We start from the raw sequence: 13,121 nt of genomic DNA on the forward strand, positions 1-13,121 counted from the left end.
TGCATCGTAATTGGCGGCTCGCGAAATGCAAGCCTCTTGTTCGCACGGTCATCACGCGCGGCGGGCGGGTCGCTCCACACCATGCACGATGCGTTCGAGGATCGGCTTGCCGCCGAGCAGGATATCATCGACAATCGCCATTGAAGCGGCGGCAGGATCATGCCGTTTCAACGCCTCGATAACGGGGTAATGATGATCGATCATAGCCCGCCCGCCTTCGATATAGGCATCCGAAATATGCGGCCCCATCTGCAACCACAGCCGGCGCAAGATGTTGTTCAACACCGGAAGCCCGGCAATCTGCGGCAGCATGAAGTGAAAGGCCTGATTGAGCTGCGTGCCTTTCAGGCGATCGCCAGCGTCGATTGCCTGCTCATTTTCCCGTAAAATGCCCTCCAAAGCATGGATATCGGCACTGGTAGCGACTTGCGCGGCCGTCTCTGCGGCCAGACCCTCCAGCCGGATGCGGATCGCCCGGATTTCCCGGTAGCGGCTTTCGGCCATGCCGGGAATGCGAATGTCGCGCGGAGAGCGGAAGGTGATTGCCTCATCGTTGGCAAGGCGCAGGATGGCGTCACGGATCGGCGTGACGCTGGTGCCGAACTGTTCGGCGAGATCGCGGATCTTCAGCCGGTCGCCGGGCTGGAACCGTCCCTGCATCAACGCATCGCACAGTGCGGCGTAGACGACGCTGTTGAGGTTCTCATGTTCCAGTGTCGTAAATTCAGCCATGGAACTCATCCGCAAAATAAAATAATAAGATACTTGATGCATCTTTTTTGACGTGTTTCAAGTATGAGCCTCTGCCGGACGTTATCTTTCTCTACCGGATGGCACATACTCCCGCCGTAAGCACCTCAACGGCGGGACGATACAGGCAAGAAAAGTGCGGACCACCGCATCAACGGAGCAAGCATGACGGAGCCATCGCCCGCCGCCAAGAAACCGGATTCCATGTCGGCGACATGGAGCGTGACGTCGCTCGACGATGCAAAGCTGGCGGTCGAGGATGTTTACGGTCTTTCAGGCGCCGTCAAACGGCTTTCGAGCGAGCGGGACGAAACCTTCCTGTTCACCCGCGTTGACGGTACGGATTTCGTTCTCAAGATCGCCAATCCCGCCGAGGACCCGGCCGCACTGGAGTTCCAGGACGGCGCGCTGCTGCATCTAGAAGCAGCAGCCCCCACAGTGCCCGTGCCGCGGCTGGTGCGCACAAAACACGGCGAACAAAGCCGCACGCTCGCAACCGCCGACGGCCCGCGCATCATGCGCCTGCTCACTTTCCTGCCGGGAGAACTGCAATATCGCACGCCCACGACCGAAGCCCAGAGCCGCAATGTGGGCCGGGCACTCGCGGAACTAGGCCTTGGGCTCGAGGCCTACAACGGCCGCCCACCAGCAGGAAAGCTGATGTGGGACATCTCCCATATGCTCGATCTTGCCGCTGTCATCGACGATGTCGCGCCGGAACGCCGGGCGCAGGCGGCGGGCGTGATTGCGGAATTCGAGCGCGCACTGCCGGCCATCGCCGCGCTAAAGCGGCAGCAGATCATCCACAACGATTTCAATCCGCATAATATCCTACTCGACCCGGCATCCCCCACCCGCGTCGTCGGCATCATCGATTTCGGTGACATGGTGCATGCGCCGCTGATCAACGATCTCGCCGTCGGGCTGTCCTATCATCTCGCGACGGACAACTGGCAAGCGCGCACCCGGGCCCTTCTCGAAGGGTTCCTGTCTGCACGCCCACTCGAGCCTGGCGAGATCGAACTTCTGCCGCTTCTGTGCCGCTGCCGGCTGGCGATGTCCATCATCATCGCCGAATGGCGCTCCGCACGGTTCCCGGAGAACCGCGACTACATCATGCGCAACCACGCCACCGCCTGGCGGGGTCTGCAAAACATATCCGATCTGACACCCGCCGGGCTGAAACGGCTCGTGCCCAACCTTTCCGAGGCCTGATCATGTCGATGGTGAATGCATTTTCGCAGGAAGATTTCGAGCGGCTGAACGAGGCCGAACGGGCGTTGATCGCCCGACGGGAAAAGGTGCTCGGCCCCGCCTACCGCCTGTTTTATGAAAAGCCGCTGCATCTGGTGCGCGGCGAAGGCGTCTTCCTCTATGACGCCTCGGGTGAAAAATATCTCGATGCCTATAACAACGTCGCCTCGCTCGGCCATTGCCATCCGCGCGTCGTGGAGGCAATCACCAAGCAAACAGCGGTGCTCAACACCCATACGCGCTACCTGCACGAAGGCATCATCGACTATGCCGAGGCGCTGACGGCGACGTTCCCCGAAGCGCTCAGCCAGGCCATGTTTACCTGCACGGGCAGCGAGGCAAACGACCTAGCCGTGCGCATCGCCCGCTATGTGACAGGCGGCACCGGCATCATTGCAACGGATCTCGCCTATCATGGCCTGACGAGCGCGGTTGCCGAGTTCTCGCCGTCGCTTGGCGAATCGGTGACGCTCGGGCCGCATGTGCGCACCGTGCCCGCACCGGACAGCTATCGCCATTCGCCGGAAGAGGTGATGGAGAAATTCGGTCGCGACGTGCGCGCCGCCATCGCTGATCTCCAGCGCCACGGCATCAAGCCGGCCATGCTGATCACCGACACGATTTTTTCCAGCGACGGCATTTTCGCCGGCCCGAAGGGTTTTTTGAAGCCGGCTGTCGATGCGATCCACGCGGCGGGCGGCCTCTTCGTTGCCGACGAGGTCCAACCCGGCTTCGGCCGCACCGGCGAGGCCATGTGGGGTTTTGAACGCCACGGCGTTTCACCCGACATGGTGACGATCGGCAAGCCGATGGGCAATGGCTATCCGATGGCGGGCATCGTGCTCAGGCCCGAGGTGATTGCCGAATTCGGCCCGCGGGCGCGCTATTTCAACACGTTCGGCGGCAATCCGATTGCTGCCGCAGCCGGCAAGGCCGTGCTCGACACGATCCAGATTGAAGGCCTGCAGCAGAACGCGCTGGAGGTCGGCCGCTATCTGATGGACGGCCTCAAAAGCCTTGCGGACCGTTATCATGCCATCGGTGACGTGCGCGGCTCCGGCCTGTTTATCGGTGTCGAGATCGTCGCCGATCCGGCTGCTAAGAGCCCCGATGCCGCCCTGACCACCCGCATCGTCAACGGCCTGCGCGAGCGCCGCATCCTCATCAGCGCTTCCGGCCCGCGGGCCAACGTCCTCAAAATCCGCCCGCCGCTCGTCTTCTCCCGCGAGAATGCCGACATGCTGGTGGATGCGCTGGGCGATGTATTGAAGACGCTGTGACGGCAAGGGCTGCGAGCCCCCGGAGGCTCACAGCGAAGCGCCAACCTTTAGCCCCTCGTAGACCGCCTCTTCGGCGGTGCGGGGGGCGAGGCTGTCGCCGATGATGTGGACTTCCGGCACCATCTCCCGCAGCATGTCGCCGAGTTCGTCCACCGGCTCATGGCCAAGACAGAGCACCAGCGTGTCCACGTCCTCGAACAGGATCGGCAGCTCGCTCACCGTGTGCTGCATGTAGACCGTGCCCCCATCGCAACCGTAGAGGCGGGCATAGGGCGTGATGCGCACGCCGATGCGATGCAGTTCGGCGGCGATGTTGTCGCGCACGTAGAGCGGCAGGAGTTCGGCCGCATGGGTGCCGTTGACGGCAAGCTCGACGCTACACCCCTCGCCGGTCAGCAGTTCGGCAATGCCAGGACCTATCCAGTCGCAGCGCCAATCCGCGACGACGACGTGGCTACCGGTTTTTACCTCGCGGCGCAACACCTGCCATGCGTCGACGATCTGGACGCTGCCATCCTGCTCGATATCGGGTCGATAGGGTTTCGCGCCGGTGGCGAGGATCACCGCGTCCGGCCTTTCCGCCTCCACCAGCACGCGATCGACGCGCGTGCCGCGCACCACGCGCACATTGGCCCGCTCCACCTCGTGGGCGAGATTGGTGACGATGCCGCCGAACTCGGCGCGTCTGGGAAGCTGCTGGGCAAGCAGCGCCTGGCCGCCGAGTTGCGGTGCGGCTTCGTAGAGCGTCACGCGATGCCCGCGACTGCCGGCAACCGCCGCAGCCTTGAGGCCGGCCGGCCCGCCGCCGATCACCATGACGGATTTCGGCCGTACCGCCGGCGTAAGTGTGCCGAATTTCAGCTCTCGCCCGGTTTCAGGGTGCTGGATGCAGGAAATCGGCACGCCGCGGTGAAAATGGCCGATACAGGCCTGGTTGCAGGCGATGCAGGCGCGGATATCGTCGGTGTGTCCCGCCTCGGCTTTGCCCGGCATGGCCGGATCGCAGATCATCGCCCGCGTCATGCCGCAGACGTCGGCCGAACCGCCGGCAAGGACCGCTTCGGCCTCCTGCGGCTGGTTGATGCGCCCCGTGACGAAGACGGGAATGGCAAGCGCCTGGCGAAACCGCGCGGCATCGCCGGCAAGATAGACATGACGATAGGCCATGGGCGGCACGATGTGCACGGCCCCGCCGAGCGAGGCCGACGTGCCGGCCGTCAGGCTGACATAATCCAGCAGCGGCTCGAGCCGGCGACAGATATCGAGCGCCTCGTCGCCCGTCAGCCCCTGTTCATCGCGCTCGCTGGTGCTGATACGCATGCCGATGACGAAATCCTCCGATGTCTCGGCACGCATTGCCGACAGCGCGTCCACCGCAAAGCGCAGCCGGTTTTCCAGATCGCCGCCATAGGCATCGCTGCGGCGGTTAACCCGGGGATTGAAGAATTGGGCGGGCAGGTAGCCGTGGCTTGCGACGAACTCGACGCCATCGATGCCGGCCGCATGCATGCGGCGCGCGGCGGCGGCATAGCCGGCAACGATTTCGTCGATCATGCGCTGGTCGAGCTGCCGCGGCATCACGCGAAAACGCTCGTTCGGCGAGACGGACGGCGCGTAGGCAACGGTCAAGAGCCCGTCGCCGCCCTCCATGATCTCGCGCCCGGGATGAAAGAGCTGCGAGAACAACGCACATCCCTCGGCATGACAGACCTCCGCAAGCCGTCGATAGCCCTCGATACAGTCGTCGCCGACCGCCATGAGCATGTGCGAGGTATAGCGTGCCGTCTCATGCACGCCGGCCACCTGGCTGACGATCAGACCCACCCCGCCCAGCGCTCGCGCTGCGTGATAGGCAATTAGCGCATCGTTGACCAGGCCGTCAGTTGGCAGCGTCGTATCGTGACCAGACGACATGATGCGATTCTTCAGTCGCACGCCACGGATCTGCAGCGGCTGAAACAGATGGGGGAATGCGTCTGCCGTCATGGAACCCGGCCTCCTCCTGCCGTAACTACGAAAGCTTGTTGATGCATATTTTATCCTGAGTAAAAAATACATATTCTATTTTTACTTTGGGCAAAATTTGTTGCCATTCACACTGGGTTGTGCATGCCTGTGCCGGAAATCTACGCAGCGAAGGAAAGCCCGGAGCCGTGCCCCAGAGAAAAACGGAAGGCAGCCATGGCCTCTGACGACCATCTCGGCATCAACCTGCCGGCCGATCCTGCCGGTGAGGAGGCCGTTCTCGGCGAACGCATTCGCGATCTGCGCAAGCGGCGCAAGATGACGCTGGCGCAGCTTGCGGAAAGCGCCGGCCTTTCAACCGGCTATATCAGCCAGATCGAGCGCAACCTCGCCTATCCGTCTATCCCCGCGCTGGTGGGGATTGCCCGCAGTCTCGGCGTGACCGTTCAATGGTTCTTCGCTGGCGCCTCGCGGGTGCCGCAGGAGGAGCATGGCTATGTGGTCCGGCGCGGCAACCGGCTGAAGATCCAGTATGAACAAGGCATCATTGACGAGTTGCTGACGCCGAAAATGAGTCTGCAGGTAGAGCTGATCTACACAAACCTGCCGCCCGGCAGCGAGAGCGCGGAAAGCTATAGCCACACCGGCGACGGCGTCGGCTTCGTGTTGTCCGGGGAGCTGGAAATCTGGGTCGGGGAGCGGCGCTTCCATCTCCACGAGGGCGACAGTTGCTCATACTCGGCCGGCGAGCCACATCGCTATCGCAATCCTGGGCAACGAGATGCCGTGGTGCTATGGGCGATCAGCCCGCCGAACTTTTGAAAATGGTGCGGAAGAGGCGGCCTTGCAAAGGCCGCCTGCGGGTCAGCCGACGCGCTTTTCCAGCTCTTCCTCGTCGATGATGGCGGCCGCGCCCGGTACGGCAACGAACTGCTCCAGCGTCATCGTGTCGAGGATCGAGGCAATGGCGTCGCGCACATCCGTCATGGCGCGACGGACCTGACAGGTTTCCGGATCGGCGCAATCTTCGCAGGCCTCAAAAGCCGTGCGGCTGGCGCAGCGAATGGGCGCAAGCGGCCCGTCGAGCACGCGGATAGCATGGCCGATGCGAATTTCGGAGGCCGGATGGGACAGCGAGTAGCCGCCGCCCGGACCCTTCTTCGAACGCAGCATGCCGGCATTGCGCAGTTCGAGCAGGATCGTGTCGAGAAACTTCTTCGGAATATTGTTGCGCAGCGCGATTTCCGCCACGAACGCGGTTTCGCCCGGCCCCAGACGCGCCAAGTCCACCAGCGCCTTTAGTCCGTATTTTCCTTTTTTCGTCAGCATGTCGGTCTGCTTTCCATCAGCACTGGGGCATCGTCCGGATACGCCCGGGAGCGCGGACGCGTGCATCCCGCGTCCCAGGGGTTCCATCCGTCGATCTTGGGGAAGATCGACGGTTCACCCTTGCCGGGTGATTCTGGCTCATTCTTGGCACCGAAGTGCGAAAAACATATAAAAACGGTATAATTTATTTGTGCCGGGTGCAGCAAGGGAATTGGCGTCTTTTGTCAAGCTCTTATGCAGGTTTCGTCGACGACGTGCCCAATCTGCATCGGTTTTGCGGGCGAATTGTTCCTTCCGCGCTTTTCGGCGCTCCCAAGCTATCTTTGACACCACGCGAAATGCAGGGCGGCCGTTTTCGGCACTGCTCCCGGAAAACGCAAAAGCAATCGCCGATGCGCGGTGAAATTGAGGTAAAAATTTCTCTACTAAATTTATTGATTATATAGCCTTGAGAAACCGGCCCGCACCAACCTCGGGCAACGGCTACTTGAGGAGAGGACCATGACCATTAACCGCAGAACCCTGCTTGCCGCGACCGCCGCCCTTGCCATGGCCGCGTCGTTCGGCACCGCCTTTGCCGAAGAGGTGACGCTCAACATCGGCTACCAGCCGATTGTCGAGCCCTCGCGCGTACCGCAGGCCGACGGCACCTACGAGAAGGTGACCGGCGCCAAGATCAACTGGCAGAAATTCGACGGCGGCGCCGACGTGATTGCCGCAATCGCCTCCGGTTCGCTCGATATCGGCTATGTCGGCTCCTCGCCGCTTGCCGCAGCGTCGAGCCGCGAACTGCCGATCGAGACGATCTTCGTCGTCGGCCTGATCAGCGAGGCGGAAGCGCTTGCGGTCAAGACCATCGACAAGCCGGAAGACCTCGCCGGCAAAAAGATCGCGACGCCCTTCGTTTCCACGGCCCATTACAGCCTACTGACGGCGCTGAAGCACTGGAAGGTCGATCCTAAGTCCGTCGAGATCCTCAACCTGCGTCCGCCGGAAATCGCGGCGGCGTGGGAACGTGGCGATATCGATGGCGCGTACGTCTGGGATCCGGTCCTGGCGCAGTTGAAGAAGAGCGGCAAGGTTCTGGCCACGTCTGCGGACGTCGCCGACTGGGGCGGCCCAACCTTCGACGCGTGGATCGTCAGCAAGAAGTTCGCCGAAGAGCATCCGGACGTCGTGACGGCCTTCGTGAAGGTGACGGGTGATGCAACCGCCGCCTACCGCGCCAACCCAGACGCCTGGAACGCGACGTCACCGGAAGCTGAAAAGATCGCCCGCCTGACGGGCGCCAAGCAGGACGAGGTTCCGGCCCTTCTCAAGGGCTACATCTTCCCGACGCTCGAAGAGCAGGCCGGTGAGGCATTGCTTGGCGGCGGTACGGTGAAGGCGGTTTCCGATACCTCGGCCTTCCTGCTGGAGCAGGGCAAGATCCCGGCGGCACTCTCCGACTACAAGCCCTACGTCTCAACCCGCTGGGTGACCGACGCGGCAAAGCTCGCCTACTGATCCGGCAACAATCCTGCGGCGGCGATGGCCCGGTCGCGCGAAAGCGCCGCCGGGCCATCGCCAGATAAAACGCTACCCCATTTCCGGAGGCCCCATGAGCGTCCTGACATTCCGCAACGTTTCGCTGCGCTACCCGCCAAGGGCTGGCCGCGGCGGCACCAGCGAACAGCTTGTGCTCGATACGATCGACCTGCAAATCGCCTCGAACGAGCTGGTTGCCGTCATCGGCCGTTCCGGCTCCGGCAAGACGAGCCTGCTCAATCTCGCCGCCGGTTTTCTTAATCCCTCCTCGGGCACGATCACCGTCGACGGCGAGCCCATACGCGGCCCTGGCGCTGACAGGGCCGTCGTCTTCCAGGACGATGCGCTTTATCCCTGGCTCGATGCTCGCGACAACATTGCCTTTCCCTTCAAGCTGAAGGGCATGCCGCTTGCCGAACGTCGCGCGCGTGCGGACGCACTTCTCAATCGCGTCGGCCTTGCAGATGCCGGCGACCGGCGCATCTGGGAACTGTCCGGCGGCATGCGCCAGCGTGTCGGCATCGCCCGGGCGCTCGCCGCCGAGCCGCGGTTCCTGCTCCTCGACGAACCGCTCGGCGCGCTCGATGCGCTGACCCGCACACGCATGCAAGAATTCCTGCTGCGCATCAAGGCCGAGAGCGGTGCCGGGGCTCTGCTCATCACGCACAGCATCGAGGAGGCGCTACTGCTCGGCACGCGTATCGTCGTGCTCTCGCCCAATCCCGGCCGGTTGACGGCGGAGATCGAGGCCGGCTTCAACGCGGAAGTGCTGAATGGTGCCTCGGTGGCCGCCGTGAAGGCCTCACCGCTCTTCAAGCGCATGCATGCAGGGCTCACCGGCCTCATCCATTCCACCAGTGACGAGGAGATTGCCGCATGACGCTCTCCGCAGAAATCGATTCCCTGCCGCAACAGATCGTGGCTGATGATACCACCCGTCCGCGCCCAGCGCGTCCCCTGCCCGTTGCCGTCATTTCGGCGATCACTGTAGTCCTGATCATCGGGGCATGGGGGCTTGCCTCGGCCTATGCGCTGGTCTCGCCGGTCTTCCTGCCCTCGCCGCGAGAGGTCGTGCTTGCCCTCTACAATCTCATCGTGAAGGGTTTCGTCGATGCGACGCTTGCCGAACATGTCGGCGCCAGCCTTACCCGTATTTTTGGCGCGCTGATTGCGTCCATCATCATGGGCATACCCGCCGGCATCGCCATCGGCACCAGCAGGGTCGGCCGCGGTATTCTCGATCCGATCGTCGAGTTCCTGCGACCGCTGCCGCCGCTTGCCTATCTGCCGCTCATCATCATCTGGGTGGGCATCGGCGAAGCTTCGAAGATCACCGTGATTGCGCTGTCCATGCTGCCCTCGATCATCCTGTCGACCTCCGCCGGCGTGCGCGCGGTCTCCAAGGATCATGTCAATGCAGCACGTTCACTTGGCGCGAGCAAAAGACAGGTTCTGGCCGAAGTCGTCTTGCCGAGCTCCGTGCCGTCGATCCTCACCGGCATCCGCATCGCGCTTGGTGCAGGCTGGACGACGCTGGTGGCGGCGGAACTGGTTGCAGCGACGAGCGGTATCGGCTTCATGATCCAGTCAGCCGCACAGTTCCTCGTCACCGACATCGTGATCGCCGGCATCATCGTCATCGCGCTGATCGCCATTCTGCTGGAATACATCGCCCGGCTCATCGAGCGGCGCCTGGTGCCCTGGGCTTCGCACCGGTGAGACGATTCTGGCGCTCAGTTGAGCGCCAGCCCCAGGTTCGCGACGGCCGCCGTGAAAAGGCGGCCGTCTTGTTTTACGGGGAAGATCGAGCGCCCCGCCCTTGCCTTCAGGAGCTCGAGGAAATCGTAGCCTGCTGTCCAGCGGCCGAAACCGCTGGCGACATTGATATGGCCGGCATCGCCGATATCGACGAGATCGCTGCCCCAGGCGCGCGCGGTCTGGCGAAGGCGGTCGACCGGCATGTAGGGGTCATTCAGACTGCCGACCACGAGCGACGGAAACGGCAGGCGTGCCTGCGGCATGGCGCCGAACTTGACAATACAGGGATGCATCGTTTCGGTCGTATCGAGATCGCAGGGCGCGACGAGCAGCGCACCGCGGATCCGTGACGCCAGCCGGCTCTGCGCAAAATGCGCCGCCAGCACGCAGCCGAGGCTGTGGCCGACGAGCCAGACGTCGTTGCCGACCATCTCGACCTGCTGCTCCACTTGCTGGAGCCAACTCTGTCGATCGGGGCAGGCCCAGTCAAATTGCTCGACCACTCGGCTTTCGGGATTGTCACGCGCCCAGTGGCGCTGCCAGTGCCCTTCGGGCGAGCCGTTGAGGCCGGGCAGGATGAGCGTGTCGATGGGAATATCGATTGACGGCATGAGGCAGCCTTCCTTCGCAAATCATATTGCTTGCGATGATGCCCGCCGGGAGTCGTAAAGGTAAGAAAGCCGCTCCTATTGCTGGTAAAAACCATAGAATTTCTTTGCACGCAGTGCGACAGCTGACGCGAAGGACACCCGCATCCCAAGCTTATGTGCGCTTATGAGTGGCTAGGCCCGCTATTGCGCTTGCGCCACTCCAGATACCATTGCGTAAAGGCAGCGATGCCCTCTTCGAGCGTCACACGCGGAACAAAGCCGGTGAGGTGATGCAGGAGTTCGGTGGAGGCGAAGGTGCGCGGCACATCGCCTTGCTGCATCGGCATGTAGTTGCGCTCCGCTGGCCGACCCAAGGCCTTTTCGATCGTCTCGATGAAGGCCATCAGCTCGACCGGGCGCCCGCCGCCGATGTTGACGACGCGGAAGGGTGCATGCGCCGAAAGCGTATCGATGACGCCCGGCGCCGTCGCACGGTTGCTTTCCGATGGCACGACGCCGACAAGGCGGACGATGGCTTCGACGAGGTCGTCGATATAGGTGAAGTCACGGCTCATATTGCCCTGGCCGTAAACGTCGATCGGGCGATCGTTAAGGATGGCGTCGGTGAACTTGATCGGCGCCATGTCCGGGCGTCCCCAAGGGCCATAAACCGTGAAAAACCGGAAGGCCGTCGTCGGCACCTTGTAGAGATGGGCATAGGAGTGCGCCATCAGCTCCATGGATTTCTTGGAAGCGGCATAGAGCGTCATCGGTTCGTCGGCGCGGTCGGATTCGGCGAACGGGATTTTTTCGTTTGCACCGTAGATCGACGAGGTCGAGGCGAGCAGCAGATGCTGCGGCTGGAGCGCCTTGGCGAGCTCCAGCACATTCCATGAGCCGACGAGATTGGAATCCACATAGGCCCCGGGATTTTCGAGGCTGTAACGCACGCCGGCCTGTGCTGCGAGATGGAGTATCACGTCGGGCTTCTGGATAGCGGCGGCCGCGTCGAGTGCCGCCCTGTCTTCCAGCCTGCCGCTGACCTGCCGGAATGCTGCATAGGGTTCCAGGATCGCAAGGCGCTGTTCCTTGAGCGTCACGTCGTAGTACGGCGTCATGGCGTCGAAGCCGACGACGGAATGGCCGTCGTCGAGCAGTCGTTTTGCCAGATGGAAACCAATGAAACCGGCCGTGCCCGTGACGAGAAAATGCGTCATTCCGCCGCCTCGGAGACCGGCACGACCATGGCGGAGGTGCCGCGGCCGATGCTGGCATAGGCAAAGCCGTGGCGCTTGATCTCATCCGGCGTATAGACATTGCGCAGATCGACCAGCAGGGGCTTGGCCATGACGGACTTCAGCCGCTGGAAATCCAGCGCGCGGAACTGGTTCCATTCCGTGACGATCACCACAGCCTCCGCACCTTCGGCAATGTCATAGGGCGAGCTGCCGTAGGTCACATTGTCGAGGATGGCCTTGGAGGCCTCCATACCTTCCGGATCATAGGCGAAGATCCGGGCGCCACCGTCCTGCAAAGCCTGGATGATCGAGATCGACGGCGCATCGCGCATGTCGTCGGTCTCGGGCTTGAAGGTGAGGCCGAGGATCGCGATCTTCTTGCCGCGCACGTCACCGTTCAGCGCATTGATCACCTTGCGGGCCATGGCGCGCTTGCGCGTATCGTTGATGGCGATCGTGGTCTCGATCAGGCGCATCGGGCTGTCATTGTCCTGTGCGGTCTTGACGAGCGCCAGCGTATCCTTCGGAAAACACGATCCGCCGTAACCGGGGCCGGCATGAAGGAACTTCGAGCCGATGCGGCCATCAAGGCCTATACCGCGCGAAATCTGCTGCACGTCGGCGCCGACCTTTTCGCAGAGGTCGGCAATTTCGTTGATGAAGGTGATCTTCATCGCAAGAAACGCATTGGCGGCGTATTTGATCAGCTCGGACGTGCGGCGGGTGGTGAAGAGCAGCGGCAACTGGTTGAGATAGAGCGGCCGGTAGACCTCCGTCATCACCTCGCGCGCGCGTTCATCCTCAATGCCGACGACGATGCGGTCCGGCCGCTTGAAGTCGCTGATCGCCGCGCCCTCGCGCAGGAATTCCGGATTGGAAACGACGGCAATGTCCGCATCGGGGCGGGTTTCGCGCATTATGCGCTCCACCTCGTCACCCGTGCCGACAGGCACCGTCGATTTCGTGACGACGACGGTGAAACCCTTGACCGACTGGGCGATCTCGCGGGCGGCGGCGTAGACATAGGAAAGGTCGGCGTGCCCGTCGCCGCGGCGCGACGGGGTGCCCACCGCGATGAAGACGACATCCGCTTCGCTCACCGGACCGGCGAACTCCGTGGTGAAGGAAAGACGGCCGGCCTTGACGTTTTCGGCGACGAGCGCATCGAGGCCAGGCTCGAAAATCGGTATTTCGCCGCGGTTCAGCGCCTCGATCTTGCTTTCTGCCTTGTCGATGCAGACGACGGTGTGGCCGAAATCGGCAAAACAGGCGCCAGACACCAGCCCTACATAGCCGGAACCAATCATGGCGATCTTCATGGTGCAATGTCTCCAAGCGGGTCCACCGTAGCGGACACTCTAATCTGTCAGTTGCTGCGCAATTCGGTCCATCAAACCGGTTCGCACGTTCTATGGACGTGCTCTAGCACG

Annotated in this window: 12 protein-coding genes; 6 read left to right on the forward strand and 6 right to left on the reverse strand. The window is 62.6% G+C overall.

All coding sequences use genetic code 11. From position 1 onward, the window contains the following. Positions 1-51: 51 nt before the first annotated feature. Positions 52-732: a GntR family transcriptional regulator gene (locus AC1RT2_RS00490; protein WP_261003367.1), complete on the reverse strand. Its 681-nt coding sequence runs from the start codon at positions 730-732 to the stop codon at positions 52-54. A 183-nt stretch (positions 733-915) separates the two neighbouring features. Between AC1RT2_RS00490 and AC1RT2_RS00495 the strand changes: the two genes are divergently transcribed. Beyond that, the gene (locus AC1RT2_RS00495; RefSeq protein WP_493098455.1) at positions 916-1,965 is read left to right on the forward strand and encodes a phosphotransferase; all 1,050 of its coding nucleotides are present in this window, start codon (positions 916-918) and stop codon (positions 1,963-1,965) included. Positions 1,966-1,967: 2 nt separating this feature from the next. Then, the gene (locus AC1RT2_RS00500) at positions 1,968-3,284 is read left to right on the forward strand and encodes an aspartate aminotransferase family protein (protein ID WP_493098457.1); all 1,317 of its coding nucleotides are present in this window, start codon (positions 1,968-1,970) and stop codon (positions 3,282-3,284) included. Between the two features lie 27 nt (positions 3,285-3,311). On the opposite strand, the gene AC1RT2_RS00505 is transcribed toward AC1RT2_RS00500, so the two are convergent. Then, complete coding sequence (locus tag AC1RT2_RS00505) at positions 3,312-5,270, reverse strand: oxidoreductase (RefSeq protein ID WP_493098459.1); 1,959 nt, start codon at positions 5,268-5,270, stop codon at positions 3,312-3,314. Positions 5,271-5,393: 123 nt separating this feature from the next. Here AC1RT2_RS00505 and AC1RT2_RS00510 point away from each other — a divergent pair, with 123 nt between their 5' ends. Next, positions 5,394-6,071, forward strand: coding sequence for a helix-turn-helix domain-containing protein (locus tag AC1RT2_RS00510; RefSeq protein ID WP_493098461.1), 678 nt, complete (start codon positions 5,394-5,396; stop codon positions 6,069-6,071). Between the two features lie 42 nt (positions 6,072-6,113). On the opposite strand, the gene AC1RT2_RS00515 is transcribed toward AC1RT2_RS00510, so the two are convergent. Continuing rightward, entirely contained in the window at positions 6,114-6,578 is a 465-nt protein-coding gene (locus AC1RT2_RS00515; protein ID WP_069062935.1) for an RrF2 family transcriptional regulator, read from the reverse strand. A gap of 501 nt (positions 6,579-7,079) precedes the next feature. On the opposite strand from AC1RT2_RS00515, the gene tauA reads away from it, so the two are divergent. The 3 genes from tauA to AC1RT2_RS00530 all read left to right on the forward strand — a co-directional run bounded on the left by tauA (position 7,080) and on the right by AC1RT2_RS00530 (position 9,824). Further along, positions 7,080-8,084, forward strand: coding sequence for a taurine ABC transporter substrate-binding protein (gene tauA / locus AC1RT2_RS00520; protein WP_069062934.1), 1,005 nt, complete (start codon positions 7,080-7,082; stop codon positions 8,082-8,084). A 94-nt stretch (positions 8,085-8,178) separates the two neighbouring features. Further along, on the forward strand, positions 8,179-8,985 hold the full coding sequence (locus AC1RT2_RS00525; protein WP_493098464.1) for a taurine ABC transporter ATP-binding protein: 807 nt from the start codon (positions 8,179-8,181) through the stop codon (positions 8,983-8,985). Beyond that, entirely contained in the window at positions 8,982-9,824 is an 843-nt protein-coding gene (locus AC1RT2_RS00530) for an ABC transporter permease subunit (RefSeq protein WP_493098466.1), read from the forward strand. The genes AC1RT2_RS00525 and AC1RT2_RS00530 overlap by 4 nt, the downstream gene beginning before the upstream one ends. A gap of 14 nt (positions 9,825-9,838) precedes the next feature. On the opposite strand, the gene AC1RT2_RS00535 is transcribed toward AC1RT2_RS00530, so the two are convergent. From AC1RT2_RS00535 to AC1RT2_RS00545, 3 genes are all read right to left on the reverse strand, one after another. Next, the gene (locus AC1RT2_RS00535; RefSeq protein ID WP_493098468.1) at positions 9,839-10,474 is read right to left on the reverse strand and encodes an RBBP9/YdeN family alpha/beta hydrolase; all 636 of its coding nucleotides are present in this window, start codon (positions 10,472-10,474) and stop codon (positions 9,839-9,841) included. 161 nt (positions 10,475-10,635) lie between these two features. Continuing rightward, on the reverse strand, positions 10,636-11,670 hold the full coding sequence (locus AC1RT2_RS00540) for an NAD-dependent epimerase (RefSeq protein ID WP_493098470.1): 1,035 nt from the start codon (positions 11,668-11,670) through the stop codon (positions 10,636-10,638). Further along, positions 11,667-13,010, reverse strand: coding sequence for a UDP-glucose dehydrogenase family protein (locus AC1RT2_RS00545; protein WP_493098472.1), 1,344 nt, complete (start codon positions 13,008-13,010; stop codon positions 11,667-11,669). Before AC1RT2_RS00545 ends, AC1RT2_RS00540 begins: the two co-directional genes overlap by 4 nt. Between the last annotated feature and the right edge of the window lie 111 nt (positions 13,011-13,121).

It is taken from the genome of Shinella sp. GW821-FHT11G07 (genome assembly GCF_058808115.1).